This is a genomic window from Camelimonas lactis (assembly GCF_004342915.1).
GTDB lineage: Bacteria > Pseudomonadota > Alphaproteobacteria > Rhizobiales > Beijerinckiaceae > Camelimonas > Camelimonas lactis.
Window position 1 is genome coordinate 1 of record NZ_SLWL01000013.1, and the last position, 26731, is coordinate 26731.

Here is a 26731-nt window from a genome sequence, read left to right on the forward strand (position 1 = left end):
GGCTGCCCGAGGCGTGGAATCGATGCCCACGATGCCGTGGAATCCATGCCCACGATCGCGTGGAATCGATGCCCATCATCCGTGGAATCCGCACCTGAGGGGGGCGTCAGTGACGTCAGAGTTCGGTGGGAGCGCTGACTGAAGGGAAAGATTTGTTCAACATCAAGCGGGCCTTTTTGGGCCAGAGCCGCCGCTGAAGGCCTGCGTTGTCCGACGCCATGTTGGTCCCTGCGCTATTATGGCCCCTCACCTCGCGGCAGGCGAGTGTCCCTCGATTAGCGCCTTACCCTTATGACAGGAAAAATGTCAAAATAGATTGACGCGTGGTCGCCTCCCGCATATTTTGACATCCACGCTGTCAAAAAGGCGTCGTCGAGTGAACATGAAACAGCTTCTGGCCAGCGCAGCGGACGAACGCGTCACGGCGCGGTTCGTCCGGTTTCTGGTCGCAGAGGGCGTCATTCCACCGCCACGCGGCGGCCGGGCAAACGCAGATTATGGCGAAGATCACCTCAGCGGCATCCGGCGCTACCTGTCCTTGCGTGGGCTTGGCCTGTCCGCCTCTAGGGTGAAGGAAATCGTCGCAGGGACCGCGGGCGACAGCGTGCCAGTCCAGATTGCCCCTGGGATCACGCTGATCATCGATCCACAAAAGGTCGTCCGGCCACCAAACGCAGACGACATACTCCACACGCTCAAACAGGTTCTCGACCTGATCGCTCCGGAGGATGGCGCGGATGCTTAGCCCCTATGAAACCTCGCAAGTCGTCGCCCAGCACCTGAGCGGAATTTGCCCGGCTCACTCCGGCACGCCGTTGATTGGGGAGCGCATGCGGGTCACGATCCGCGGCGGGCTGGCTCTCGTGAACCGTGAGCAGCGCTTCCGCAACAGCGCGGACACCTCGATCGAGACGACCATCACCTTCCCGGTGCCGATCCACGCCACGCTGTGCCACCTCTCCGCGGACATCGGGGGACGCACACTACTTGCCCGTGCTGAGCCGCGGACTGTAGCGCGGGAGACTTATGAGCAGGGCATCGACGAGGGCCGGTTGTCGATCCTGCACGAGGAACTGGTTCGCGGCGTGCATATGCTGTCGATCGGCCACATCCCGCCGGGAGCCGAGATCACCGTCACCCATCGCTGGATCATGCCGCTGCAGTCCCAGGGCGGGACCAGGGCACTTCTCCGGATCCCCACCACTTTGGGGGATGTCTATGGCTGTTCGCCGCTCGGCGACGCCGACGACCTGATCACTTCACCGCAAGTGACCCATGAAGCGGAGATTGAGGTCGACGCAGGCGGTGCAGACGTCAGGGTTCGTGGCCTGGCTGAGGGGCAGACTAGGCTTCGGCTGGATGCGCCCGTGGATATCGAGGTCACGGGCGATGTCTGGGGGGTGAGCCGCGGCAGTGCGGCTGACGGACGAATCGCGACTGTCTCTGTCGCGCCTGATGCCATCGAGGGAGCGGATATCGACGCTGCGGTTCTGGTTGACCGGTCTGGCTCCATGGGAAGCGCAGCCTCCCTGCTAGGCCCGGGCGGTCGATTGTCCAAACACGAAGCGGTCAAGGCTGGCCTCGCAGAGGCGGCGCGGGCTCTGCATCCCGGTGATCGGATAGAGCTCTGGCAGTTCGACCACACGTGCGAGCGCGTCTCGAAGGCAGAAGTCTCATTGGCCAAAGCCATAGAAAGACTGGGTCAGCCTCAGGGCGGTACCGAGATCGGCACGGCCATTGAATATGCGCTGGCCGGTTCAGCGGCGCGGGAGATTATTGTAGTCACCGACGGTCTGAGCCATGCGCTCGACGTTCAGGCGCTCGCCAATAGTGGACGGCGGTTCACGGTGGTGCTGGTCGGTGACGACGCGCTGGAGGCTAACGTCGGGCGCCTTACGAATACGCCCTGCAGCATGATGGCCGGCGCTTGAGCCTCTATGGCCAGGAGGACAACGGCGCGGTCTGGGCCATCTGCCGGATGAACCTGCTACTCCACGGCATCCCTGACGCCGACATCCGGAACGGCGATACACTCGTTGATCCGAAACATATCGAGGACGGCCGCCTCATGCGGTTCGACCGGGTGATCGCAAATCCGCCCTTCAGCCAGAACTACACCAAGCGCGGCATCCAGTTTGGCGACCGGTTCCGCTTCGGCTGGTGCCCTACGACGGGCAAGAAGGCCGACCTGATGTTTGCCCAGCACATGTTGGCCAGCCTCAAGCAGACCGGAAAGATGGCCGTGGTCAGCCCCTCCCGCATAACCCTCGAAAACAACGGAAAAATCCGGCCGCAGCCGGAGGGGGAGAACGCTTTCGCGAGGGCAAGTGGCGGGCCGAACGGGATTCGAACACGTAAGCCCAAGCAATCGACCGGCACCCCGCTAGGCGTCAAGCGATGTCGGCTTGCGGGAAGGGCCTAGCTAAACACCTAGCATCCAACCGAACGGCGGAAATGGGGCGCAAAGCTGCCGACTAGTTCCAGCAAAAATCCACATGAATTTTATCGCTAGGACCGGCGCTAGGGCTGCACCCGACCCTCCGAAAAATACTGCATGCTTTCAAATAGTTGGACAAACACTGCGAGGACCCCCTCTCCGCCATTTAATTCGCCTAGGTCGTTGATTTTAAGCAGAAATCCAACTTGGCGAGTGGGGTCAACCCAAATATCAACCCTTCTGATTTTCTGATGCCCGCCCGGGCCATTGCGTGTCTCCTCCGCTTGCCCCGGCACATCTGGCCTGGTGGTGTCAGGCCATCTCTCTGGCTCAGGCAGCCACCTTGCGCTTCCTCGCCCTGGCGCGACCAGGCCGGTCTCAATTTACTCTCTCGATATGGTGATTTCGGTAGGTTATCGGGTGTCTTCAGCCCAGGCCACGATCTTTCGGAGGTGGGCAACGGGCATTCTGGTTCAATTTGCAAAGAAGGGGTTTGTTATCGATGCCCCGAGATTCAAACAACCAGAAAATGCCGACCGCGTTGCGGAGCTCCGGGAAATCATTCGAGATATTCGCTCGGACGCAGCCAACGTTTATCGGAACTCCGCAGAATTTGCGCCATGTGCCAAGACTATGACGGCACAACAGAAGCGGCCCGTGCTTTTTATCAAAAAACCCAAGCCAAGCTTGTTTACGCTGTTACCTCCCACACTCCTGCTGAGATTGTGAAGGAAAGGGCAAACTACAAAGCTCTGAATATGGGATTGGAAACTTGGCAGAATGATAACATCCAAAAACCAACGTTTCGGTGTCAAAAAATTATCTGACTGACGGAGAGATCAAAGAACTGAACCGCATTCTGCTAGATATTTTTGAAGACCAGCTGGATCTTGGTAGGCTGATTGTTTTGGCAGATGCACACGGCTCTTGGATCAGCAGCCAAGCCAACTCGGGCGCGTCGTCCTAAAATCTGGCGGAACGGTTAAGGCGTCGGACGCGAAGCGTTTTGCCGAAGACCAGTATGCAAAATTTGATCAGCACCGAAAAGTACTGCGCCATCAGGAGGCTGACGAGCAAATTGCGGAGCTTGCTCGTCAGGCCAGGAATCTACCTAAGGCACGTCGCAAATAAGCAGATCAGCAGCATGGCCGCCTTCCAGCGGCCATGCATCCCATTACCCCCGGAGGTTAGCCCGGCTCATACGGACCTGGAGCAGCTTGGCGGACACACCACGGCCACTGCCGCCCATCTGCGACGCCAGCGCGCCGTCGACCATCTTCTCAACACTGATGTTCAGCTCGCCATTGGGGCCGGTGGTCGCGGAAACCTGCGACGGCGCATTGTTCGTGATGTTCACGATAGGCGCCGCGCCACGCCCGGCTGACGCAACAACGGTCGGAATACGCGGGCCAACAAAGCCGCCCCCGCATAGCCTCGCAGTGCTCCTCGGTGCATGGACTCCAGATTTTGTAGACCCTTCCGCTGAACGGCCGCCTTGCTGAAGACGTACTCGCCCCCATGAACGACGCCCTTGGGATCATTGCGGCCGCCCGCGCCTGTGAAGCCACCGTCGGAAAACCCGTTCAGGAAGCCGGGAATGGCACTGCCGCCGCTGCTGGCACTGGATTCGCCGCCGCCCAACCCTGTTGATAATGCTCGGGCCTTCCACCTGGGTACGTATCCCTTTTGAGGACGGTGAGGGCCACGACCAAATGAGCGTCGCTGGGTCCTGTGTTTGCTATGGTCGGGAACTATCCCGCTGCCGCCTCGTGGCGGGCGGCGCCACGAATGGACTGGTCCGCCTCGTCCTCGCTCCGAGGGCAGCAGCGGACCAGTCCGTTCCCATTCTTCATCTGGAAGACCGCATGCCGAAGGGGGGGGCTTGTGCGAAACATACTAATCGGTATATTTAAGTACCAATTAGTTGTATCGCCTCATTGAAATCTGTCAGGCAAGCGGGAAGAACAGCCATGGGAAGCACTCCCTTCAGGGTCGCCGTCATTGGCGCAGGAGCGTCGGGCATTGCAACGGGCGTCCAGCTCAGGCAGGCGGGCGTCGCATTCGACATATTCGAGCGCGCCGATGATGTGGGCGGCACCTGGCGCGATAACCGTTATCCGGGCCTGGCCTGTGACGTGCCTTCGCACCTCTATCGCTATTCCTTCGCGCCCAACGCCGAATGGAGTCACGAATACGCGCCGGCCGCCGAGATTCACGCTTATTTCCGCAAGGTCGCCGGGGATCTTGGCGTGCTCGACCATGTCCGCCTGTCGAACGAAATGAAGACGGCGGAATATGTTGGCGACGGCCTGTGGCGCGTCGTGACCTCGCAGGGCGACCAGGGCCTGTACAACGCCGTGATTCTCGCCACCGGCATCCTGCACCAGATGGTGCTGCCGGACATTCCTGGCCGTGACAGCTTCGCCGGCGCGGCCTTCCATAGCGCGCGCTGGGACCAGAGCCTGGACATCGCCGGCAAGCGCGTCGGCGTCATCGGCACCGGCTCCACCGCCACCCAGATCGTGCCGGCCATCGTCGATCAGGTCGCCTCGGTGTCGCTGTTCCAGCGCACGCCGCAGTGGATCACCCCGGTGCCGAACAATCCCTTCCCCGAAGAGAAGAAGCAGCAGTTCCGCGCCGATCCGCAGAAGATGGACCAGCTGTATGAACATCTGAACGACATCTTCAATAACCGTTTCGCTTCGGCGCTGGTGGGCGCCAACGACGAGGGCCTGGCCGAAATGGCCCGCGCCTGCCGGGAGAATCTTGAGAACAACGTTCACGACCCGGAGCTGCGTCGCCGCCTGACCCCGGACTACCAGGCCGGCTGCAAGCGCCTGATCGTCTCGGACAAGTTTTATCCGGCCATCCAGAAGGAAAACGCCCATCTGGTGGATACGCCGATCGCCGGCATCGAGCCGGGCGGCGTGCGCACCAAGGACGGCGCGCTGCATGAGCTGGACGTCATCGTCTACGCCACCGGCTTCGATCCTTTCGCCTTCTTCCGCCCGGCGGTGATCACAGGCCGCGACGGCGTCACGCTGAACGAGCAGTGGAAGGACAGCTGCCAGGCCTACCGTTCCGTGGCCGCGCCGGGCTTCCCCAACCTGTTCTTCATCGGCGGCCCCAACAGCCCCATCGGCAATTTCTCCTACCTGCGCACGGCGGAGGTGCAGATCGGCTACGCCATGCAGCTGGTGCGGATGCTGGCGGACGGCAAATGCCGCGAAATCGAACCAACCCGCGAAGCGACCGACGCGTTCAACGCCGAGGTGTCGGAGGCGATCAAACATACGGTCTGGGCCACCGGCGGCTGCACCAGCTGGTATTTCGACAGGCAGGGCAACGTCGTGTCGTGGCCGTGGACCTACGCCCGTTTCGAGGCGGACCTGGGCGCGCCGCGCATTGATGAACTGAAAGTCGCCTGAGCCGGCGCCTTTCCAGGTTGGCGCCATACTCCGCCGGCGCGGCGTTAAGCCCGGGCCAGAACCTGCACACATCGGGGATTATCCGCATTGCAGACCGAGTCAGCAGATCGCCCGGGCCGCGCTGTCGGCGCGCCCGACCGCAATGAAGCGGTGTTGCGCTACGTGCTGGAACGCCGCGCCGCCCTGCATCCCGACCGGCCGTTCCTGCGGTTTCCGGACGGCTCGCACATTGCCTACCAGGCGTTCTGCCGATCGGTGCAGGAGCTGGCCGCCGGCCTCGCCGCGCTCGGCGTGAAGCAGGGCGACAACGTCAATGTGTGGCTGCCCAACACGGTTGGTATCGTCCGGGTCTGGTTCGCCATCAACTGGCTCGGCGCCGTCTACGTTCCGATCAACACCGCTTACCGCGGCGGCGTGCTTGCCCATGTGCTGGCCAATGGCGGGGCCTCGGTGCTGGTCGCCTCCGGCGAACTGCTGGGACGGCTGCAGGACGTCGATCGCGGCGCCATCCGCACCATCGTCGTGCAGGGCGGAGCGAAGGGCGGAGCGGATACGGTCATCGAGGGCGTGGAGCTGGCGCCGCTCGCCGCCGTGGCGCGCGACGCAGCGGAACTGCCGCCGCTGGCCCGGCCGATCGAGCCGTGGGACCCGCAATCCATCATCTATACCTCTGGCACGACCGGGCGTTCGAAGGGCGTGGTCAGCTCCTACGCCCACATGTGGCACATGGGCGGGCCGGCCTCATATCCCATGCTGGACGAAACCGACAGCGTGCTGTGCTTCCTGCCGTTTTTCCACATTGGCGGGACCCTGCCGGTGCTGCTGATGCTCGATCGCGGCGGCGCCGTCGGGCTTGGCGGCGATTTCAGCACGGATGGGTTCTGGCCGGCGGTGCACGCCACGCAGGCGACCTACTGCATCCTGCTCGGCGTCATGTCGAGCTTCCTCATGAAGCGCCCGCCGTCGGCGGAAGACCGGCGGCATACGCTGCGCAAGGTCACCATGATTCCGCTGCCGGGCGACTCGCAGGCGTTCGCCGGGCGCTTCGGCGTCGATGTGTGGACCCTGTTCAACATGACCGAACTGAACACGCCGATCGTCTCGGAGCGCAATCCGGCGACGCCGGGGACCTGCGGCAAGGCGCGCCCCGGCAACGAACTGCGCATCGTCGACGCCCAGGACCGCGAGGTCGCGCCCGGAGAGACCGGCGAACTGATTGTCCGCAGCGACGCGCCCTGGGCGCTCAACTCAGGCTATTTCGGCGATCCGGAGGCGACGGCGGCGGCCTGGCGCAACGGCTGGTTCCACACCGGCGACGCTTTCCGCAGGGACGCCGACGGCAACTACTTCTTCGTCGACCGCATGAAGGACGCCATCCGCCGGCGCGGCGAGAACATCTCCTCCTTCGAGGTGGAGGCGGAGATTCTGGCCCATCCGGCGGTGCGGGAATGCGCCGTGGTCGGCGTGCCCAGCGAACATTCCGAGGACGACGTGCTGGCCATCGTCGCGCCGGCGCCGGGCGCAACCATCGATCCGGCGGAGCTGCTGGGCTTCCTGCAGCCGCGCCTCGCCCATTTCATGGTCCCCCGCTACATTCGCGTCGTCCCGGACCTGCCGCGCACACCGACACAGAAAATCGAGAAATACGTGTTGCGGGCGGAGGGCGTGACAGACGCCACCTGGGACCGCGAGCGCGCCGGCGTCCGTATCCGGCGCGAGAAGCTTTCGGGCTGAATGACCAAAACGTCGCCCCGGCGAAACGGGCGGCCCCACGACAGGGAAGAAAACCTCATGAAGCGCATCGCACTGATCACCGGCGCCTCCCAGGGCGTCGGTCTTGGCATCGTCCGGGTGTTTCTCAAACACGGCTGGCGGGTGTTCGGCGTTGATCTGAAGCCGGCCGACGCTTCGGTCGCCGACCATGCCGACTATGTCCACCAGACCAGTGATCTGCGCGAGGCGGCGGCCTGCGAGCAGGCGATCGCCGGCTGCCTCTCCAGTTTTGGCCGCCTCGACGCCCTGGTCAATAACGCCGGCCTCGGCAACGCCCGTCCGTTCCTCGAAACCACGGACGACGACTACGAGCGCTATTACGCCATCAATGTGCGGCCGGTGCTGCGGCTGTGCCGTTTCGCCCTGCCGGCGCTGAAGGAGACAAAAGGCTCCATCGTCAATATCGCCTCGGCTTTCGGTCTGGTGGGCGTTGGCGTCAGCGCCGCTTACGTGCCGACCAAAACCGCCGTCATCGGCGTCACCACGATGCTGGCCACCGAGTTCGGCCGTGACGGCGTGCGCATCAACGCCGTGGCGCCGGGGCTGATCTGGAGCCCGGGCACTGACGAACGCATCCGCAACAACAAATGGTGGAATCGCATGATGGTCGAAGGCACGCCCCTCGGCCGCGTCGGCCAGCCGGAGGAGATCGGCGAGGCCTGCGCCTTCCTGGCGTCGGAGAACGCCAGCTTCATCCACGGCGTAGTGCTGCCGGTGGACGGCGGCTGGTCCATGGCGAAATTCCTGCCGGAGCCGGCGGAGTTCTGAAATCCGGCCAGGTTTTCCAGACGCGGACACCATTTTTCGAGGCGCTGACGGCGGCGCCGTGGCCATTCCTGGCACCCCCTGGAAATCGGCCGCCCCCTCCAGAACCGGAGTAGAGCACATGCAGGAAGGCGACCCTGTGGCGGTTCGCCCGCGCGCCTGGATGCGCCAGTCGCAACTTGACGGGCTGGCGGCCCTTGTCGCCGGCGGCGGCAGCGGCATTGGCGAGGAAACGGCCCGGATCATCGCCGCCAATGGCGGCAAGGTGGTCGTGGCCGACATCCGCGGGGAGGCGGCGGATCGCGTCGCCGCGGCCATCGTGGCCGACGGCGGCGCAGCCGTCGCCGTCGCCATGGACGTGGCGGAGCAGGCGGACATCGACGCCGCGGTCGCCGCCGGGGTGGCGGCGTGGGGCCGGCTGGACATCCTTGTCAACGCCGCCGCGCTGGTGAAGGCCGGGCGCGTGGAGGACAGCGACCTGGAGGTCTGGCGCCGCAGCTTCCGCGTCAACGTCGAGGGCGCCATCATGCTGGCGCGCGCCTGCCTGCCGCATCTTCGCCAGAGCCCATGCGGTTCGGTGGTCAATATCGCTTCGCTGGCCGGCATCGGCGCCTACCCCAACGGCGGCCCCTATGGTGTAAGCAAGGCGGCCCTGATCGCCCTGACCAAAACCATGGCGCTGGAATGGGTCGACCACGGCGTGCGCGTCAATGTGGTCAGTCCTGGAACCGTCGAGACGCCGCTGATGCGGGCGGTGCTGTCGCCGGAAGACATCAGCCAGCGCGCGGCGCGCATTCCCATGGGGCGCCTGGGGCGGCCATCCGAACTGGCCGATACGATTGTGTTTCTTGCCTCGCCCATGGCGTCGTTCATCACCGGCCAGAACCTGAACTGTGACGGCGGCCTGTCCCAGGCGCTGATGGCGCAGAAGTTCAACGCCAACCTGTAGGGGGAACCGCATGGCGCCGCGCGTTTGCGCCCGCGCCAGAGCGAAAATTGTTGCTGCTGAACCAGGCCCCCTGGCTCTCCGCCGGTGCGCCGGAAAGGCGCCCGTATTGCCGTTGGCGACAATCCGGCGCGCAACGTAAACTGTCGCCATGGAACATGGGCCCGGACCGGAGACACCGGGCCAATGTGCAAAAAATGTTATGAAGTGGTCCTGAGGGAGAAAACGTCCGTGTCAGAAACAGTCACACGCTTCGGCGACCTGTCCGGCCGCGCCGCCCGGCTCTGGCCTGATGCGACCGCGATCAGCTTCCGCGACCGGCGGCTGACTTTCGCGGAACTGGACAGGCAGGTCGATCTGGCCGCCAGGGCGATGCTGGCGCATGGCGTGCGCAAGGGCGAGGTCGTTGGCGTCTGGATGACCAACCGGATCGAGTTTCCGGTTATCTTCCTCGCCGCCCAGCGCATCGGCGCCATCGTCGCGCCGCTCAATACCCGCTATCGCGAATACGACGTGTCCTACGCCCTGCAACTTGCCGAATGCAGGATGCTGTTCGTCGTGGAGCGTTCAGGCCCGGTGGAATACGCCGGCATGCTGAAGGGCGCGCTGCCGGGATTTGACGGCAAGCAATTCAACGGCGCGGAGGGTTTTCCGCACCTCAGGGACGTTGTCATCGTTGGCGACGCGCCGGGCGACGCGCCAACCTCCTGGGAGCGCTTTCTCGCCAGGGCCGGCGAGGTTTCGCCGCACGAGCTGGAGGCGGCCGCCGCCATGGTGTCGCCGCAGGACATAGCGCTCATCATTTTCACGTCGGGCACGACCGGAAATCCCAAGGGCGTGATGCACGACCACAGCATCGTGCGAAATATTTTCGAGCGGCACCTGTTGTGGCCGGTTAAGGCGGGGGAGGCGGTTCTGGCCTTTCTGCCCGCCTTCCACACTTACGGGCTGTCCGACAACCTCGTCGCCGGGCTGCTGATCGGCACGCATCAGGTGGTGATGGACGCCTGGGACCCGGCGGAGGTTCTGGATCTCATCGCCCGCGAGCGCGTGGTGGCGATGCATGGCTTCGAGACCCATTACGCCGACGTTCTCAGGATCCAGTCCCGGCAACCGCGCGATGTTTCCAGCCTCAGGTTCGGCACCCTGCCGGCCGGCATGGAGAATTCCAACGCTGTCGCCGCCGCGGCGCAGGACGCGCTGTGCGCCACGGTGTCCGGCTGGGGTATGTCGGAAGTTGGCTGCTACGTCTTCATGAGCACCCTGGACGACAGCCTGGAGCAGCGCACCACGACTTCCGGCCGGCCGATGCCGGGGCTCGAGGTGCGGATCGTCGATCCGGAAACCGGCGCGGACCGGCCAGCGGGCGTTGAGGGCGAAATCCTGGCGCGCGGCTACACGGTGATGCGTGGCTATTTCCGCGACCCGGAAGCGACGGCGAAGACCATCGACGCCGACGGCTGGCTGCATTCCGGCGATCGCGGTTTCCTGCGACCGGACGGCTTCATGCAGTTCCTCGGCCGCTACAAGGAAATGCTCAAGGTCGGCGGCGAGAACGTTTCGCCAGCGGCGCTGGAGCAGGAATTGCTTGCTCTTGTGCCTGCGATCGAACAGGTGGCCGTGGTGGGCGTGCCGGACGAACGTCTCGCCGAGGCCCCATGCGCCTACGTGGTCCTGAAGCCGGGCATGGATTGCACGCTGGAGGATGTTCAGAAGGCGTGCAGAGGCAAGATCGCCAGCTTCAAGATCCCGCGTCATCTCATGGTCGTGGACAGCTTGCCGATGACCGCTTCCGGCAAGGTGCAGCGGGTGATGCTGGCCAGGCGCGCCCGTGACGAGATGACATCCGCCTGAGGTCCAATCACCGCTTCGCCAGCGGCGGGGAATGCCGGCTGGCGCGTTTTCAGTGGGCGGGGCGTTCGGAAGCGTTCGCCGGCAGGGCCGGACGGCGCGGAAAACGCCGCCTCCATGCAATGGCGCCGCCGTCAGGCAGGGGCAGGTCCGTCCACCGCGATGGACCCGTCCCGGCCTCGCCCCCCGGGACTGGCGCTCCGCGCGGGTTCGCTGTATCTGACAGGAAATGCAGCGCCCGGAGCTGCTCCGGAAGGTTGTCATGAGCGTCAAGAAGCAGGTCAGGGAATACAAGCGTGAGCTGATCCTGTCGGCCGCGACGAAGCTCTTTTATGAAAAGGGTTTTCAGAAAACAACGATCGACGATATTGGCGCTGCGCTCGGCGTGACCAAGCCGTTTATTTATACCTATTTCAAAAATAAATATGCGATCCTTGAAGACTGGTTTGACCAGGCGTTCTTTGATCTCTACGAGGACGTCGCCGATCCGCTGAACAACACCGATGGTTCGCCCGTCGAGCGGCTGCGGGCGTTTGTGACCGTTTACGTGCGCAGCAACATCGAGCGCCAGCGGTTCACGGCGATCTTGCTTGAGGAAGAAAAGAACCTCACGCCGGAGAAAATCGCTGACATCCGCGCCAAACAGCGGGAATTCGACGTCAAACTGGCCAGCCTGATCGCCGAAGGCGTCGCCAGCGGCGATTTCCATGTCGATGACCCGCGCATCGCCTCGCTGGCGGTCAGCGGCATGGTGCGCTGGGTGCATCGCTGGTATTCGGACAAGGGGCGCATGTCGCCAGAAGATCTGGCGGCGTCGCTCGCCCAGCTGGCGCTCAATCTCGTGGGCTATCATCCCGCGCTGGCGGCGGCCCGAACGAACGGCTGAGGTAACGGCGGAGCGGCAATGGCCCGCGCGGGCCGGGGCGTCGCGCTCCAGATTGCCGGTTTGTCGTCATCACCAGAAATCGCCATCAGAAATCGCTGTATGGCGACGCCCGCCCCCAGGGCCTTCCAGCCGGCCGAAGCCCGGATGGAAACCATCTGGCGATAGGGGGCCGACATTCACGCGAACCCGCGACGATTGCCTGCCGTTAATAAAATGCCGGCCAGACGGGCGCTCGTCTGGCCGGCAGGGCGCCGCCGGGCCAACAGGGAGGATGGCGGACCCGGCGGAAACCGTTTGCTGTTCAGGTCATTTGCCCTGCTGTCCGCCGGTCTTCTGCACGAAGGCGCATTCGCTTTCTGACAGCGGGCGCGTCGCCTCTTCAGCCGACAGCTTCTGGATCGGGACCATCACATCCCATTCGCCCTTCGGCTCGCCGGGCTTTTTCACCTGGTAGAGGTACATGGGGCGCGCGGCGCGGCCATCCTCGCGCACCTTGACATTGTCCGACATGAAATCATTGACCGGCAGTTTTCTGATCTTGGCGACCACGGCTTTGGTTTCGGTGGTTCCGGCGGCCTGCACCGCCTTCAGATAGTGGCTGACGGCGCTGTAGACGCCCGCCTGCATGCTGTTCGGCATCTTTTTGGCGCGCTCATGGAAGCGCCTGGCGAACGCGCGGGTCTTGTCGTCCTGGTCCCAATAGAACGCCTCGGAAAGCAGCAGACCCTGGGCGGCGTCAATGCCAAGACCGCGCACGTCGTTGATGTAGGACAGGAACGACGCCATTTTCGTCTTGTCCTGGGAAACGCCAAACTCACGCGCCTGCTTGATGAAGTTCACCAGGTCGGCGCCGGCAATGCCAAGCAGGATGGCGTCGGCGCCGCTGCCCTGGGCCTGCAGGATGAACGACGAGTAGTCCTTGTTGTTCAGCGGCACGCGGATGCTGCCGACGGGTTTGCCGCCGGCATCCGTGGCGAACCGGGTTCCATCGCGCTGCAAGGCGTTGGCGACGCCATAGTCCACGAGGATCATGTAGAAGCTTTTGGCGCCGCTGCGGATCGTGGCGGCGCCGATGGTCTTTGCCAGGCCGTAGGTGTCATACACCCAGTGAAACGAGGTGGGCGTGCAGAACTTGCCGCTCAGGTCGCTGCTGCCGGCGTTGGTGATAATGTCGATCTTGCCGGCGTTGGCGGCGACGTTGCGCACCGCAAGGGCAACCGCCGAGTTGCCAAGGCCGGTAATCATCTCAACGCCGTCCACGTCGAACCAGCGCTTGGCGATCGGCGCGCCGACGTCAGCCTTGTTGGTGTGGTCGGCGAAAACGATCTCGACCTTGCGTCCAAGCACTTCCTTCATGTCCTCGGCCGCCAGTTGCGCGGCGATCACCGAGCCCTTGCCCGAAACATCTTCATACGGCCCGGACAGGTCGTCCAGAACGCCAATTTTCAACGGTGGTTTTGTTTCCGCGATCGCCGCCGCGCCGGACAGGAGCGCCATAGCGCAGCCCGCCAGAAATTTGCCCGCAAAACGCATGCTTCGTCCCCCGATCCACACGGATCCATACTTTATGTTATATAAATATACCAAACAGTATGATGCGCGCTGCGTCAACCCTGAATCATGCGCATATAGGTTCGGGAGGGAGTGGAGCGTCGCGATACAGGAATTCAATGGTGACGACGGCCCGGCGGGCAGGGGCTGCGTCGACGCCGTGATCGCGCTGGAGCGTATCCGGTGGCCGGAAGCGCTCTGTCTTTCCGGTTGGACGCTATTCCGGGTGAAAGGTGGAGTCCATTTTCCTGGAAATGCCTGGGTCGCCGGCGCGCCTCAAACATAAAGACGCCCGCCGGCTGACAGGCCGGCGGGCCAGGATGACGCCGGAGAAGGGCATGCGCTTTGTCCGGGAGTTCATGGCGAAACCCAATGAGGCTGCCGGCGTCTTCACGCGCTGGCGTCCGGAGGGGCAAGCATCGGAGGGGGCTCCCATCAGAGGGTTCTGGCGATCAGCTCTTTCATGATCTCGTTGGAGCCGCCGTAAATGCGCGCGACGCGCGCCGCCGTATACATGCGGGCGATGGGGTATTCTTCCATGTAGCCATAGCCTCCGAAAACCTGCAGGCAGCGGTCGACAATCTGCCCCTGTTTTTCGGTCGCCAGATACTTCGCCATCGATGCGGTGGCCGCGTCGAGTTTGCCTTCCAGGTGCAGGCCAATGCAGTGATCGACGAACGTCCGGATCGCGTAGGCCTCTGTCCGGCATTCGGCCAGCACGAAGCGGGTGTTCTGGAACGACAGCAGGTTCTGGCCGAACGCCACACGCTCTTTTGCGTATTGAACCGCGAGTTCCACCGCCCGTTCACAGGCGGCCGCGGCGGTCACGGCGATGCACAGGCGTTCCTGCGGCAGCTGCTTCATCAACTGCACGAAACCCTTGCCTTCCTCGCCGCCCAGAACATTCTCGGCCGGAATGCGCATGTCCTCGAAGAACAGTTCGCGCAGGTCGCCGCCCTTGGCGCCAATCTTTTCCAGCTCCCGTCCGCGTGAGAAGCCCGGGAGGTCACGGGTTTCCGCCACCAGCAGCGAGAGGCCCCTGCCGCCGGGCGCGTCCGTAGTGCGGGCGACGATGATCAGCAGGTCGCAGTGCGTGCCGTTGCTGATGAAAGTCTTGGCGCCGTTGACCACAAGCGCGTCGCCGTCGCGACGGGCATGGGTGCGCACGCCCTGCAGGTCGCTGCCGGTTCCGGGCTCGGTCATGGCGATGGCGCCGACGAATTCGCCCGAGGCCAGCTTGGGCAGCCAGCGGCGCTTCTGCTCCTCCGCGCCATAGGCGGCGAAGTAGTGGGCGACGATGGTGCTGTGCACGGAGTAGTTCCAGGCGTCATCGCCAACCCGCGCCTGCTCCTCCATGACGACGGCCTCATGGGCGAAGGTTCCGCCGCCGCCGCCGTATTCCGTGGGGCAGCTGATGCAGAGCAGGCCAAGGTCGCCCGCGGCGTTCCAGAACGTGCGGTCGATCATGTGCTGCTTCGCCCAGCGGGCGTGGTGGGGCGCTGACTCGGTTTCGAGAAACCGTCTGGCGGTGTCCCGCACCTGGTCGAGTTCCTCATTCATCCATGGGGAGCGGTAGCTCATGGGTGATTTCTCCCTGAGGCGTGATCCGGCGCTGGCCAGATTGCGTCGTCTGTTTTTGGCTGGAGCACTGGCGTTCCAGGCGAGCGATCTGGCCGTCCGGGCTCACCTGTCGATTTGTATCTTCTTCAGGAAAGGCGGGCCCCGCCCTTCCTGAAGCTGTTCTTGCGGTCAAATGCTTGCGGTTACTTGCCGGTGAAGCTGGGCTTGCGCTTCTCCAGAAAGGCGCTGACGCCTTCCTGTTTGTCGGCGGTGCCGAACAGCAGCATGAAGTTGCGGCGCTCCATGGCGAGCCCCTGGGTCAGGCCCATCTCCAGGGCGGCGCGGGCGCTGTCCTTGGCCAGTTGCACCGCCAGCGGACCATTGCGGGCAATGCGCGTGGCGATGGCGAGCGCACGCTCCATGCATTCCGCGTCGGCCACGAGCTCGCTGGCCAGGCCCGCCGCGTAAGCCTCCTGCGCCGTGATGGGGTCGCCGGTGAGCAGCATTTTCATGGCTTTCTGCTTGCCCATGGCGTGGATCAGCCGCTGGGTGCCGCCGCCGCCCGGCAGCAGGCCGAGCGCCACCTCGGGCACGCCGAAACGGGCGTTGTCGCCGGCGACGACAATGTCGCAGGCCAGCGCCAGTTCGCAGCCGCCGCCGAACGCCAGCCCGCGCACCGCCGCGATCAGCGGCTTGCGATAGCCGCCCAGGATATCGAACATGCCGCGTCCGAAACCGTTGGGGTCCAGCACGTCGTTCACCGCGACGCCGTCGAGCCCGGTGATGTCGGCGCCGGCGCAAAACGCGCGCTCCGAGCCGGCAATGACCACCGCCCGAATGGCGTCGTCCCTGTCCGCTTCCTGCAACGCGGCCGCCATCTCGCGCATCAGCTGGTCATTGAGCGCATTCAGGGCTTTGGGCCGGTTGAGGGTAAAGATGGCGGTGGCGTCGCGGAATTCCTTCAGGACTGTCGGCTCGCTCACTGTTCGCTCCCTTCATGGATATGCGCGTAATCGGCGCGCAGCCGTTTCTTGTCCGCCTTGCCGACGCTGGTGCGCGCCACGCTGTCGGAGAAGACGACCGTTTCCGGCAGTTGCCATTTGGCGAAACTGGCGGCGAGATGGGCGCGCAGCCCGTCGGCGGTGAGTTCATGCCCCGCCCGCAGGACGACGATAGCGACGGGGCGCTCCTGCCATTTGGGATGCGGCACGCCAACGACGGCGGCCTCCAGCACCGCCGGATGCGCCATGATGGCGTTCTCCATGTCGATGGACGAGATCCACTCGCCGCCGCTCTTGATGACGTCCTTGATGCGGTCGGTGAGCTTCAGGTAGCCATTGCCGTCAATGACTCCGGCGTCGCCGCTGCGCCAGTAGCCGTCGGGGGTGAAACGGTCTGCGCTGTCGGGCATGTCATGATAGCGCGTGGTGATCCACGGGCCGCGCACGCAGATTTCGCCCACATGGGCGCCGTCATGCGGCAGGTCGTTGACATCCTCATCGTCGGACAGACGCACGTCGACGCCAACCATTGGCAGGCCCTGCTTGCGCTTCAGATCCCACAGCTGCTCCGCGTCCATGGACCGGCGCAGGCCGCGCTTGAAACGGTTGATCGTCACCAGCGGCGTGGTTTCGGTCGCGCCATAGGCGTGGATCACCTCGGCGCCGGTTTCTTCGTAGAAACCGCGCATCATCGCCAGCGGCGGCTCCGTCGCGCCCGACATCAACCGCAGCCTGCTGAAGTCCGGCTTCAGCCCGCTGGCGCGAATGTGCTCCAGCATTGGCTGGAAGATCGCGGGCGCGCCATTGGTGATGGTGACCTCTTCCCGGATGATCGCCTCGGTGAGCGGCCCCGTGTCCTCCGCCATGTAGCGGCCGGGCAGCACGATCTTGTTGGCCATCATCGTCGCCATCTGCGGCAGCCCCCAGCACTGGCCGTGGAACATGGGGGTGATCAGCATGGTGCAGTCGTCGAACGTCGCGCCAACGGCCGAGGCCATCGCCATGGAATGCAGGTAAATGGCGCGATGCGAATAATAGACGCCCTTGGGGCGCCCGGTGGTCCCGGTGGTGTAGCAGGCGCTGTAGGCGGAGGTTTCGTCGATCAGCGGCCAGTCGATGTCGCCAGCGTCCGCCGCCAGCAGGTCCTCATAATGATGCAGCGGCGCCAGCGATGTCCTGATCTCCGACAGGGGCTTGCCGGTCATGACAATCCAGCCCTTCACGCCAGGGCATAGCGGCGCGATCGCCTCGGCGACCGGCAACAGCGTTTCATCGACAGCAATGAACGCGGCTTCGCTGTGGCGCACGACATAGGCCAGGTCCTCTGGCCCCAGACGAAGGTTCATCTGCAGCATGACGGCGGCGAGGCCCGGGATCGCCCAGTACAGCTCGAAGTGGCGCAGGCTGTTCCAGTCGAGAATGCCGACGCGGTCGCCTGGGTTGACGCCGAGCCGGCGCAGGGCGCCGGCCGCCTGGCGGATGCGCCGGTAAGTGCTGGCGTAGTCGGTGCGGGCCCAGCCGCCGTCGGGCGTGCGATAGACGATTTCCTGCTCGCCATGGGTGCGCGCGGCGTGGCGGATGAGCGTGGTGGTGTTGAGGGGATAGGCGTCGCCCATGGTGGACGGGCGCCCCTTGACGAGATTGAGCGTCACGGTGTCCTCCCTGCGCCGCGCTGGGGCGGCTTCCCTGGTTGTTGTTATCGTTGATGGCGTCCGCCGGTCCGCCGGCGGGCGCTGGAGCAAATCATTCAGAGCGTGGCCTGACAGGTCCTCGGGTCCCGCCTGGCCGCTCAGTGCGTCTGGTCGATGCGCTCGAGGATCGTGGCGTTGGCCATGCCGCCGCCCTCGCAGATGGTGAGCAGGCCGTAGCGCTCACCGCTGCGCTGCAACTCGTGCGCCAGGTCGCACATCAGGCGGGCGCCGGTAGAGCCGATGGGGTGCCCCATGGCGATGGAGCCGCCATTGATATTGAGCCGGGCCGGATCGACGTCGAACTCGCGTGCGAAAATCAGCGGCGCGCAGGCGAAAGCCTCGTTTATCTCGATGCGGCCGATGTCGTGGATGCCGAGGCCCGCCTGGGCCAGCGCTTTGCGCGCCGCCGGCAGGATGGCGGTGAACTGCAGGCGGGCGTCGTCGGCCGCCACCGCCATGGAGCGGATCACCGCGAGCGGGCGCAGCCCCATGGCCTCCGCCGTGGCCCGATCGGCGACCAGCACGGCGGCCGCGCCGTCGCTGATCTGCGATGAATTGCCGGCGGTGATGAGGCCGTCCGGAGCGAATACCGGCTTCAGCTGCGCCAGACGCTCCATGGTGGTTTCGGGGCGGATGCCCTCGTCACGGCGCATGGGCGCCGGGCCGCCTTCCGGGCGCCGGCCGTCGATGCTGACAAGCTGGCGGTCGAAGCAGCCCGCGTCCCATGCCGCTTTGGCGCGCTGGTGACTGCGCATGCTGTAGGCGTCGAGCTCTTCGCGGGTCAGGCCCCACTGGCGGGTAACCAGCTCCGCCGAGGGACCCTGGGCCATCAGGTTGCCCGCGAACCGGGCGAGGGCGCGCTCACCATACCAGGGCCCCAGACCTCCCGCCGGATTGAACGACGGCCCCAGATCAATGCGCGACATGGTCTCAACGCCGCAGCCAATGGCGAAGTTGAATTCGCCGCTGCGCACGCCCTGGGCCGCCAGGTGCACCGCCTGCTGGCCGGAGCCGCACTGCCGGTCAATGGTCATGCCGGGAAGCGTTTCCGGCAGCCCGGCGCCGAGGCTGGCCCACCGCGCCACATTGCCGGCCTGCTCGCCGCTCTGCAGGCCGCAACCGGCAATGACGTCATCGAGCCGCTCGGGGGCGACGCCGGCGCGCTGCACCAGCTGTTGCAAGGTGACGGCCAGCAGGTCGGTGGCCTTCCAGTCCGCAAGGGCGCCGCCGCGTCTGCCAACCGGCGTTCGCATGGCGTCAACAATTACAGCCTCACGCAATGCCGTTTCCTTTCCCTTTCGCGCCTGGGCATGGGGAGCGGCGCGGTTTATGAACTATCCATTTGTATCAATGGCTATCCATTTGGTCAATTCGCCTGTTTCAGGTAGAGATGCGTCATGACCTCGATCCCGAAAGCCGGGGACGCCCAGCGTCCCGACGCCGACCTCACCGCCCGGGCGCGTATTCGCAACGCCGCCCTGGCCCTGTTCGCGCTCAAGGGCGCGCGGGCGGCGACCTTGCGGGAAATCGCCGAGGCGGCGGGGGTGACCCATGGGCTCGTCGTCCACCACTTCCGCAACAAGGATGGCCTGCGGCTGGCGGTGCAGGAGCACGTCATGGCGATGATCACCGACACCCTGAACGCGGTGCCGGTGACGGGCGGCGCGGCGGAATTCGGTCGCGCCCGCGATGCGAGCGTCGCCAGGATGTATGCGGCCAATCCCGATCTGGCGCTGTATGTCCGCCGGGAAACCGCCGAGCTGGAACTGGGGGGAGGCGATCCGGAATTCATGCGCCAGCTCGCGGAAATGACGCTGAGCCAGGTGCGGGGCCTGCGGGCGGCTGGCGCGGCGCGCAGTCAGGTTCCTGAACATGAGCAGGCCTTCGCCATCCTGCTCAGGCAGATGACGATCCAGCTGGTGCAGCCGCTGGGCGAACGACTGTGGGAGCATTTCCGGCAAGACAGCGATGAGGCGCCGCCTGAGGTGACGCTGAAGTTTGTGACGCCGCGTTAGAGCTCTTTCGAGAAAAGTGGAGTCCGGTATTCATAAATAAAATGCATCAACTCAAGGAGATGGCGTATTTAACGTGAACCGGGCTCACCGAAGATGCTCCAGGTCGCCGTCGCGGCAACGCATTGTCGCCAGACTCATTGCCGGCAAAGGGCTGCACGGCCGGAAGCTGGTCGCCACAGGCTTGCGTCCAGGAGCGCATGAGCGCGGCGAAAAGGCGCCGGACGGGCGCCTCCGACCGGCGGCAAGCGCCGGCGCGCCCGGAATGCGGCGGATGTCACGACCTGAAGCCTGGTTCACGTCAGGACGTTCCCGACCAAAGCCTTTAATCGAAGACGCGCGCGCGGGGCGCAGCGCGTCCGCATCAGGAGGCGTCCAGCAGGCTCCAGGCGCGCCGGAGATCGGCGACGAAACCGTCGCGCTCGCGTCGCCGCTCCCCGGCGTCCCGGATGCGCAAAAGATAGGAAGGATGGACGGCGCCGATCAGCGGCGTCCCGTCCTCCAGGATTTTCACCTGTCCCCGGACGGATGACACGGGCGTCGCCCTTCCGAGCAGGCTGCGCAACGCCGTCGCGCCCATCGCCACCATCACCTCGGGCCGGACAAGTTTTCGTTCCTGATCCAGCCACCATTTGCAGCGCTGGATTTCCCCGGCGTTGGGGCGCTTGTGCAGGCGTTTTTTACCCTGCGGAACAAATTTGAAATGCTTCACCGCATTGGTGATGAACACCTCGCCGCGCGGTATCTCCGCAGCCTGCAGCGCTTCGTCCAGTACATGTCCGGCCGGCCCGACGAACGGATGGCCGGCCAGATCTTCCCGGTCGCCGGGTTGCTCGCCGACCATCATCATGCGCGCCCGCGGCGCTCCCTCGCCCGGGACCACCTGGGTGGCGGGCAAATACAGGGGGCAACGGGTGCATCTGGCCTCTGCGGCGCCCAGCTCCGCAAGCGAAGCGGCCTCTGTTTCCGTTGTGGTCATGTCCAGCCTGCCGTTTTGCAGCCTGTAATGCTGGGGGCCAACGGACTGCGGGCCCGCGCATTGCAGGCTGGCGCCCCATCCTGTCGCGCCCGGGTGAATGGTGTAACCGAAGATGTAACCCTTGCCGCCAGGCCGATGTTCCCGCAGCCCGTGCCCTCGCGGCAGGCATGGAACACAGGCCCTGAGCGTCACCTGTTGCGTCTGCCAGTGCTGTGACTTCGGGGAACGTTCACCGCCCGGCTGCGTTTGACTGGGGGGACGTGTGCGATCCGCATCCTGGGCCGCCGCGTCTTGCCCGGATCAAAGGAGCCGCGCCATGCCGTCCTTGCTGTTGGGAAGCCTGCTGTCTGGCGTCGCCGTGAGCGTTGCGACAACGGCGACGCTGGCGGGGATGGCGCTTGTCGAGGGGAAACGGGCGATTCAGCCCCTTAACGCCACCAGCCATTGGTATCACGGCGATCCCGCCGGCCATGTCCGTCGCTTCGACGCCGGCCACACCGTTCTCGGTTTCGCCACCCACCTGGCCGCATCGGTTTTCTGGGCCTCGATTTTTCAGGCGATGCGGAAAATCGCGCCGCGCCGTGCGCCGCTCATCGATGCGGCGGGCCTGACCGCCGTTGCGGCCGTGGTTGACTATGGCGTGGTTCCGGAACGTCTGACGCCCGGCTGGGAAAAGGCGCTGTCGCCAAGGGCTATTGCCGTCGCCTATGCTGCCATGGCCGTGACCTTGCTGGTCACCTGCCCACGGCGAAAGGAAAGATAATCCGCCGCCGCAACAACCCCGACCTGTCACGAGGGAGCCGCGACATGAACACTGCAAACCTGCAAATGGAAGGCGTGCTGCTGGCGCTGGCCGCCTTGTGCGATACGCTGATGCGCCAGGGCGTATTGACCCGGCCAGACCTCGAAAGCGCGCTCGACCGGGCCGAGGCCGGCGCTTCCGACCGGGGCGGCGACCTGAGCGAACCCAATCGGGAAGCCATCCGCTTTCCCATCCGTTTTCTGCGGATGGCGTTGCAAACCGGCGAACGGCCGCTGGATTACCGGAGCATTGCCGTCGAGATCGGCCGGATGCGGGATGGCGTGGGCGACCAGCCGGGCCGGGTGATCTGAAGCAGCGTTATTCCCCGGTCACGGGACGCCAGGGACAAAGCCGGGGCATCCTCCCGGGGCCGGTCCAGCCGGTGCTTCCGTTCGCGCGGGATGATCATGACGACGCCATCGCCATTCGGGAACCAGCGCCAGTCAGCAAAATGCCGCGCCCGTCGCATGATGATGAGCCGGCTCGGGGAAAACCCGGGCGCCTCAAGCCGTTCAGCCCCTCCCACGCCAGCCTGGCCGCCCTTGCCGCCACCGGCCGCCAGCATGCCTGGAGGGCAGCCTGCCGCCCCGGACGTGACCGTCAGCAATCAGCCAGCCACAGGCGTCACGTGTGTTCCAGCCGGTGTCGAGGGCGATGCGCATCGACGGCGCCGACGGTCGGCGGCCGATGAGGAACGCCACGCGCCGCCGGTCAGATTGAATATGGATCATGGCGCCAGTTACGCCGTACAAACACCGTGACGTTGTCAAACCGCCGGCCTTGCAATCATATCCACGTGGCGGCGTTATCCATGGGGCTGCGCCGCCTTGCCGGCGAAGGAACGGGCGGCCGGATTGACGCAGGCGACGCGCTTCCATGCCGCCATCGGCGGGCGGCCGCCCGGCACAGACGAATTTGCGCCAGGCAACCAGGCAACCGGACCTCCAAGCAACCGGACAAGAGGACCAGACATGTCCCACGACATCAGGATCGCCGACGATATCTGCGCGCGCATGCTTGCCTGGCGGCATGATCTGCACGCCCATCCCGAAACCGCCTTCGAGGAGCACCGCACCGCCCAGGTGGTCGCGGACGCGCTGGAGGAGATACAGATTCCCGTGCATCGCGGTCTCGGCGGCACTGGCGTCGTCGGCACGTTGAGTAACGGCGAAGGCCCATCCATCGCCCTGCGCGCCGACATGGACGCGCTCGATCTCGAGGAGCTGGGCGACCCGGCCTGGAAGTCGCTCACGCCGGGGAAGATGCACGGTTGCGGCCATGACGGCCACACCGCGATGCTGCTGGGCGCGGCGCACCACCTGGCCCGCGCCCGCGCCTTCAGGGGCACGGTGCATTTTGTGTTCCAGCCGGCGGAGGAAAACGAGGGCGGCGGCAAGAAGATGGTCGAGGACGGCCTGTTCGGGAGGTTCCCGGCCGACGCCGTCTATGGCATGCACAACATGCCGCAGATCCCGCGCGGGCTGTTTGCCGTGCGCGAGGGGATCGCCACCGCCTTCCTGGACCGTTTCGAGATCCGCCTCACCGGCAAGGGCAGCCACGCCGCCGCTCCCGAAACCGGCGTTGACGCCATTGTCGTGGCCGCAAGCCTGATCAACGCCCTGCAGACGATCGCCAGCCGCCGGATCGGCGCGATTGATTCAGCTGTCGTCACGGTGACCCAGATCCATGGCGGCGACACCTGGAACGTCATTCCGGAAAACGTGGTGCTGCGCGGCACGACGCGCACCCTCGACGCCGCCGTTCAGGACCGCGTTGAGGCGGCGATGAACGAAATCTGCGCTGGCGTCGCCCAGACCCATGGCGCGCGCATCGCGCTGACCTACATGCGCGGCTATCCAGGCGTCGTGAACACCGCCGCCGAAGCCGCCGCCGCCGCGCGCGCCGCCGCGGCGCTGGTGGGTGCGGACAAGGTGCTCACCCACATCAGGCCGTCGATGGGGTCGGAGGACTTCTCTTTCATGCTGCAGGAGCGTCCCGGCGCCTACATCTGCATCGGCGCCGGCGAAACCGGCTCGGACCCGGCGCTGCACAACCCCTATTACGATTTCAACGACGCGATCCTGCCCATCGGCGCCGCTTTCTGGGTGCAGCTCGTACAGCAGCAGCTTCCGCCCGGCTGAGGCGGGTTGCGACCCCGGGGATTGGTGTTGCCACCGGCCTGGCGTCTCGCCGGCCGGCGCGCGCCGCGCCGACGCCGAAAACTTGCAGGCGGACAGGCTCTGGCAGAAAGGGTTTTTGTCGCTGCCGCCATTTATGAAATAATTTTATTATTTATTTCAAGTACTTGCCTTGCATCCATCCAGACCAGCACCATGACGCTCCGGGACATGGCGTTCCCGTGGGCAGCCGGGCGGCCGCGTTGCCCGCCTCAGGTGGAGTATGGCGATGGGCAGACCTGGCGAGTTCAGACCTGGCGAGCGCATCAGACTGGGCGCGTTCCATTACATTTCAGGACATCACATCGCCGCGTGGCGCCATCCCGCCGCTGCCCGCGACGACAGGCTTGAGGATTATGTCCGCTTCGCCCAGGCGGCGGAGGCGGCCAGATTCGACGCGGTGTTCCTGGCTGACAGCGTCAATGTACGGCTGCTGCATCCCGATGGCGCCGCCCGCAAGGCGCACACGGGCATAACCCCGTTTGAACCGCTGACCATCCTCTCGGCCCTGGCGGCGGTCACCAGCCGCATCGGACTCATCGGCACGGCGTCGACCACCTTCAGCGATCCGTTCAATCTTGCCCGCCAGTTCGCGTCGCTCGACCACATCAGCGGCGGCCGCGCCGGCTGGAATCTCGTCACCTCGAACGACCCGGAGGCCGCGCTCAATTTCGGCCACGCCGCGCCTGTTCCACACGCCCGCCGTTACGAGCGCGCCGAAGAATTCGCCGACGTGGTGCGCGGGCTCTGGGACAGCTTCGGGGACGACGCCTTCCCGCGCGACCGGGAGAGCGGCGTTTATCTCGATCTGGAGAAGATGCACGTTCTCGACCATGAGGGCGCGCATTTCCGGGTGCGGGGGCCGCTGAACGTTCCGCGACCGCCGCAGGGCCACCCCGTGATCGTGCAGGCGGGCTCTTCCGAACCCGGCAGGGAGCTGGCGGCGCGCACCGCCGAGGTGATTTTCACGGCGCAGCAGACTCTGGCCGAGGCCCAGGCGTTTTACGCCGACGTCAAGGGCCGGCTGGCCCGGTACGGGCGCGCGGCGGAAGATCTGAAGATCATGCCCGGCGTGTTTCCGGTGGTCGGCCGCACCCGCGCCGAGGCCCAGGCGAAGTTCGATGAATTGCAGGCGCTGCTTCAGCCGGAGGTCGGCTTTGAGCTGCTGCGGGTGCAGCTTGGCGTCGATCTGCGCGGATCCGATCCCGATGGTCCATTGCCGGAATTGCCGCCGACCCTCGCCAGCCAGAGCCGCCAGGCCCTGGTGGCCGAACTGGCGCGCCGTGAAAACCTCTCCATCCGCCAGCTGTATGAGCGCATCGCCGGCGCGCGCGGCCATTGGCAGCTGGTGGGAACCGCCGCCGACATCGCCGACCAGCTTGAAGAGCGCTTCGTCAGTTACGGCGCCGACGGATTCAATGTCATGGCCCCGGTGCTGCCTGGCGGCCTGATCGACTTCATCGAGCTGGTGCTGCCGGAACTGCGCCGTCGCGGCCTGTTCCGCACCGAATACGAAGGTCAGACCCTGCGCGAGAACCTCGGGCTGAAACGGCCCGAAAACCAGTTCGTCCGGTCCCGTCGCCAGGCGGCGGAGTGATCCATAGCCACCCCCTTTCAGACAGGTTCCGCCATGTCCCAGCCTGCCCCCGCCTCCATCCATTCGCTTGAAACCGCAAAGCCGGATTTCGGCGACCTGTTCGCCTGGATTCGCGCCGGCGCCGCCGACCGCGACCGCGGCCGTATCCTGCCCTTCGACGTGATCCGCCGGATCCGCGAGAGCCGGCTCGGCGCCCTGCGTCTGCCGCGCGCCAGCGGCGGGTTTGGCGTCAGCAGCCGCGAGCTGTTTCGCGTCGTGCTCGATCTGGCGGCGGCGGACCCGAACGTCGCCCACATCCTGCGCAACCACCTGTCGTTCGTTGACCGCTTCGCGCTTCCGGCCGGAGCGCGGGGGGCCGCCCTGAAGTGGCTGCCTGATATCGCCGCCGGCGCCATCGTGGGCCTCGCCATGACGGAGCAGGGCGCCGGCAAGGTTGGCGGCGGCGTCAGCACCTACGTCACGGCCCTGACGCCGGATGGCGCCGGCTTCCGCCTGAATGGTCGCAAGTTCTACAGCACCGGCGCGCTGTTCTCCGACATCCTGCTGGTGCGGGCGGCCGGCCCGGACGGCCGCAATCTGTCGGTGCTGCTGCCAACCCGCCGCGACGGCGTCGAACTGGTTGATGACTGGGACGGCGCCGGCCAGCGCCTGACGGGTTCAGGAACCACCGTGCTGCATAATGTCCGCATCGAAGCCGATGAGGTTCTGCCGGACGAGCCGGGCTCCGGCTTTGGTCTGCCTTACAGCAATACCCTGGCCCAGCTGCTGGTGACGGCCATTGTCGCTGGCATCCTGCGCAACGTGGCGACGGACGCCGCCGATCTGGTCCGCAGCCGCCGCGATCGCAACTTCTATTACTCCAGCGCCGAACGGCCGGAGGACGATCCGCTGCTGCAGGAGATCGTCGGGCGCATTGGCGCCGATGCCTGGACCGCAGAAACCCTGATTCTCGCCGCTGCCGATGCCCATGACGCCCTATCCGCCGCCCGTGTGCGGGGCGAGCCGGATGAGGAGCTGGCGCACCACGCCGCCGTGCTGACCGCGCGCGCCAAGCTGGTGGTAGACGAACTGACCCTGCGCGGCGCCACCCGCCTGTTTGACGTGGGCGGCGCCTCCGCCACCCAGCGCGCCAGAAATCTCGACCGGCACTGGCGCAACGCCCGCACCCTGGCCTCCCACAATCCCGCAACGCTGAAGGCCCAGGCGCTCGGCGCGTGGGAGCTGACGGGAACGCCCTTGCCGAAACTCGGCTTCTTCTGATCGCCCCCGCACCGG

22 protein-coding genes and 1 pseudogene are annotated in these 26731 nt (G+C 65.4%); 16 read left to right on the forward strand and 7 right to left on the reverse strand.

The window, feature by feature from the left end; genetic code table 11:
- Positions 1 to 382: 382 nt before the first annotated feature.
- The 4 genes and pseudogenes from EV666_RS13850 to rhuM all read left to right on the forward strand — a co-directional run bounded on the left by EV666_RS13850 (position 383) and on the right by rhuM (position 3264).
- Positions 383 to 745, forward strand: coding sequence for a MerR family transcriptional regulator (locus EV666_RS13850; RefSeq protein ID WP_132009174.1), 363 nt, complete (start codon positions 383 to 385; stop codon positions 743 to 745).
- On the forward strand, positions 738 to 1931 hold the full coding sequence (locus tag EV666_RS13855; RefSeq protein WP_165910023.1) for a VIT domain-containing protein: 1194 nt from the start codon (positions 738 to 740) through the stop codon (positions 1929 to 1931). Before EV666_RS13850 ends, EV666_RS13855 begins: the two co-directional genes overlap by 8 nt.
- Positions 1928 to 2422 (forward strand): HsdM family class I SAM-dependent methyltransferase, encoded by a 495-nt coding sequence (locus tag EV666_RS18460; protein WP_207906418.1) that lies wholly within the window; start codon positions 1928 to 1930, stop codon positions 2420 to 2422. The genes EV666_RS13855 and EV666_RS18460 overlap by 4 nt, the downstream gene beginning before the upstream one ends.
- 411 nt (positions 2423 to 2833) lie before the next feature.
- Positions 2834 to 3264, forward strand: a pseudogene (rhuM, locus tag EV666_RS13865) (RhuM family protein).
- Positions 3265 to 3611: 347 nt separating this feature from the next.
- On the opposite strand, the gene EV666_RS13870 reads toward rhuM, so the two are convergent.
- A complete protein-coding gene (locus tag EV666_RS13870) occupies positions 3612 to 3794 on the reverse strand; it encodes a hypothetical protein (protein ID WP_132009180.1) in 183 nt (60 codons plus the stop codon).
- 613 nt (positions 3795 to 4407) lie between these two features.
- Between EV666_RS13870 and EV666_RS13875 the strand changes: the two genes are divergently transcribed.
- From EV666_RS13875 to EV666_RS13900, 6 genes are all read left to right on the forward strand, one after another.
- On the forward strand, positions 4408 to 5865 hold the full coding sequence (locus EV666_RS13875) for a flavin-containing monooxygenase (RefSeq protein ID WP_132009183.1): 1458 nt from the start codon (positions 4408 to 4410) through the stop codon (positions 5863 to 5865).
- 87 nt (positions 5866 to 5952) lie between these two features.
- A complete protein-coding gene (locus EV666_RS13880; RefSeq protein WP_132009186.1) occupies positions 5953 to 7599 on the forward strand; it encodes an AMP-binding protein in 1647 nt (548 codons plus the stop codon).
- A 57-nt stretch (positions 7600 to 7656) separates the two neighbouring features.
- Positions 7657 to 8406: an SDR family NAD(P)-dependent oxidoreductase gene (locus tag EV666_RS13885; protein ID WP_165910024.1), complete on the forward strand. Its 750-nt coding sequence runs from the start codon at positions 7657 to 7659 to the stop codon at positions 8404 to 8406.
- Between the two features lie 118 nt (positions 8407 to 8524).
- Positions 8525 to 9352, forward strand: coding sequence for an SDR family NAD(P)-dependent oxidoreductase (locus EV666_RS13890; RefSeq protein WP_132009192.1), 828 nt, complete (start codon positions 8525 to 8527; stop codon positions 9350 to 9352).
- Positions 9353 to 9580: 228 nt separating this feature from the next.
- Entirely contained in the window at positions 9581 to 11203 is a 1623-nt protein-coding gene (locus tag EV666_RS13895) for a class I adenylate-forming enzyme family protein (protein ID WP_165910025.1), read from the forward strand.
- Positions 11204 to 11462: 259 nt separating this feature from the next.
- Positions 11463 to 12086: a TetR/AcrR family transcriptional regulator gene (locus tag EV666_RS13900; RefSeq protein ID WP_165910026.1), complete on the forward strand. Its 624-nt coding sequence runs from the start codon at positions 11463 to 11465 to the stop codon at positions 12084 to 12086.
- A gap of 306 nt (positions 12087 to 12392) precedes the next feature.
- Here EV666_RS13900 and EV666_RS13905 read toward each other — a convergent pair whose 3' ends face one another.
- The 5 genes from EV666_RS13905 to EV666_RS13925 all read right to left on the reverse strand — a co-directional run bounded on the left by EV666_RS13905 (position 12393) and on the right by EV666_RS13925 (position 19169).
- On the reverse strand, positions 12393 to 13583 hold the full coding sequence (locus EV666_RS13905) for an ABC transporter substrate-binding protein (RefSeq protein WP_165910027.1): 1191 nt from the start codon (positions 13581 to 13583) through the stop codon (positions 12393 to 12395).
- A 489-nt stretch (positions 13584 to 14072) separates the two neighbouring features.
- On the reverse strand, positions 14073 to 15218 hold the full coding sequence (locus EV666_RS13910; protein ID WP_132009204.1) for an acyl-CoA dehydrogenase family protein: 1146 nt from the start codon (positions 15216 to 15218) through the stop codon (positions 14073 to 14075).
- Between the two features lie 182 nt (positions 15219 to 15400).
- Positions 15401 to 16180 carry an enoyl-CoA hydratase/isomerase family protein gene (locus tag EV666_RS13915; RefSeq protein WP_132009207.1) on the reverse strand — a complete coding sequence of 260 codons (780 nt, stop codon included), beginning with the start codon at positions 16178 to 16180 and terminating at the stop codon, positions 15401 to 15403.
- Positions 16177 to 17850 (reverse strand): long-chain-fatty-acid--CoA ligase, encoded by a 1674-nt coding sequence (locus tag EV666_RS13920; protein ID WP_245514435.1) that lies wholly within the window; start codon positions 17848 to 17850, stop codon positions 16177 to 16179. The genes EV666_RS13915 and EV666_RS13920 overlap by 4 nt, the downstream gene beginning before the upstream one ends.
- Positions 17851 to 17987: 137 nt before the next feature.
- Positions 17988 to 19169 (reverse strand): thiolase family protein, encoded by a 1182-nt coding sequence (locus tag EV666_RS13925; RefSeq protein ID WP_245514436.1) that lies wholly within the window; start codon positions 19167 to 19169, stop codon positions 17988 to 17990.
- Between the two features lie 117 nt (positions 19170 to 19286).
- On the opposite strand from EV666_RS13925, the gene EV666_RS18795 reads away from it, so the two are divergent.
- A complete protein-coding gene (locus EV666_RS18795) occupies positions 19287 to 19904 on the forward strand; it encodes a TetR/AcrR family transcriptional regulator (RefSeq protein WP_132009210.1) in 618 nt (205 codons plus the stop codon).
- A 361-nt stretch (positions 19905 to 20265) separates the two neighbouring features.
- Here the strand turns inward: EV666_RS18795 and EV666_RS13935 are convergent, their stop codons facing one another.
- A complete protein-coding gene (locus tag EV666_RS13935; RefSeq protein WP_132009213.1) occupies positions 20266 to 20880 on the reverse strand; it encodes a UdgX family uracil-DNA binding protein in 615 nt (204 codons plus the stop codon).
- Between the two features lie 316 nt (positions 20881 to 21196).
- Here EV666_RS13935 and EV666_RS13940 point away from each other — a divergent pair, with 316 nt between their 5' ends.
- The 5 genes from EV666_RS13940 to EV666_RS13960 all read left to right on the forward strand — a co-directional run bounded on the left by EV666_RS13940 (position 21197) and on the right by EV666_RS13960 (position 26716).
- The gene (locus tag EV666_RS13940; protein ID WP_132009216.1) at positions 21197 to 21643 is read left to right on the forward strand and encodes a hypothetical protein; all 447 of its coding nucleotides are present in this window, start codon (positions 21197 to 21199) and stop codon (positions 21641 to 21643) included.
- A gap of 44 nt (positions 21644 to 21687) precedes the next feature.
- Positions 21688 to 21993, forward strand: coding sequence for a hypothetical protein (locus tag EV666_RS13945; RefSeq protein ID WP_132009217.1), 306 nt, complete (start codon positions 21688 to 21690; stop codon positions 21991 to 21993).
- Positions 21994 to 22653: 660 nt separating this feature from the next.
- Positions 22654 to 23823 carry an amidohydrolase gene (locus tag EV666_RS13950; RefSeq protein WP_132009219.1) on the forward strand — a complete coding sequence of 390 codons (1170 nt, stop codon included), beginning with the start codon at positions 22654 to 22656 and terminating at the stop codon, positions 23821 to 23823.
- A 265-nt stretch (positions 23824 to 24088) separates the two neighbouring features.
- A complete protein-coding gene (locus tag EV666_RS13955; RefSeq protein ID WP_132009222.1) occupies positions 24089 to 25456 on the forward strand; it encodes an LLM class flavin-dependent oxidoreductase in 1368 nt (455 codons plus the stop codon).
- Positions 25457 to 25489: 33 nt separating this feature from the next.
- Complete coding sequence (locus EV666_RS13960; RefSeq protein ID WP_132009225.1) at positions 25490 to 26716, forward strand: acyl-CoA dehydrogenase family protein; 1227 nt, start codon at positions 25490 to 25492, stop codon at positions 26714 to 26716.
- Positions 26717 to 26731 lie beyond the last annotated feature (15 nt).

Excerpts from the sequence above, each read along its gene's own strand:
- EV666_RS13855 (WP_165910023.1), top strand. The coding sequence starts at position 738 with ATGCTTAGCCCCTATGAAACCTCGCAAGTCGTCGCCCAGCACCTGAGC.
- EV666_RS13960 (WP_132009225.1), top strand. The coding sequence starts at position 25,490 with ATGTCCCAGCCTGCCCCCGCCTCCATCCATTCGCTTGAAACCGCAAAG.
- EV666_RS13905 (WP_165910027.1), bottom strand. The coding sequence starts at position 13,583 with ATGGCGCTCCTGTCCGGCGCGGCGGCGATCGCGGAAACAAAACCACCG.
- EV666_RS13940 (WP_132009216.1), top strand. The coding sequence starts at position 21,197 with ATGCCGTCCTTGCTGTTGGGAAGCCTGCTGTCTGGCGTCGCCGTGAGC.
- EV666_RS13935 (WP_132009213.1), bottom strand. The coding sequence starts at position 20,880 with ATGACCACAACGGAAACAGAGGCCGCTTCGCTTGCGGAGCTGGGCGCC.
- EV666_RS13950 (WP_132009219.1), top strand. The coding sequence starts at position 22,654 with ATGTCCCACGACATCAGGATCGCCGACGATATCTGCGCGCGCATGCTT.
- EV666_RS13955 (WP_132009222.1), top strand. The coding sequence starts at position 24,089 with ATGGGCAGACCTGGCGAGTTCAGACCTGGCGAGCGCATCAGACTGGGC.
- EV666_RS13945 (WP_132009217.1), top strand. The coding sequence starts at position 21,688 with ATGAACACTGCAAACCTGCAAATGGAAGGCGTGCTGCTGGCGCTGGCC.
- EV666_RS13910 (WP_132009204.1), bottom strand. The coding sequence starts at position 15,218 with ATGAGCTACCGCTCCCCATGGATGAATGAGGAACTCGACCAGGTGCGG.
- EV666_RS13850 (WP_132009174.1), top strand. The coding sequence starts at position 383 with ATGAAACAGCTTCTGGCCAGCGCAGCGGACGAACGCGTCACGGCGCGG.
- EV666_RS13875 (WP_132009183.1), top strand. The coding sequence starts at position 4,408 with ATGGGAAGCACTCCCTTCAGGGTCGCCGTCATTGGCGCAGGAGCGTCG.
- EV666_RS13885 (WP_165910024.1), top strand. The coding sequence starts at position 7,657 with ATGAAGCGCATCGCACTGATCACCGGCGCCTCCCAGGGCGTCGGTCTT.
- EV666_RS13890 (WP_132009192.1), top strand. The coding sequence starts at position 8,525 with ATGCAGGAAGGCGACCCTGTGGCGGTTCGCCCGCGCGCCTGGATGCGC.
- EV666_RS13900 (WP_165910026.1), top strand. The coding sequence starts at position 11,463 with ATGAGCGTCAAGAAGCAGGTCAGGGAATACAAGCGTGAGCTGATCCTG.
- EV666_RS18795 (WP_132009210.1), top strand. The coding sequence starts at position 19,287 with ATGACCTCGATCCCGAAAGCCGGGGACGCCCAGCGTCCCGACGCCGAC.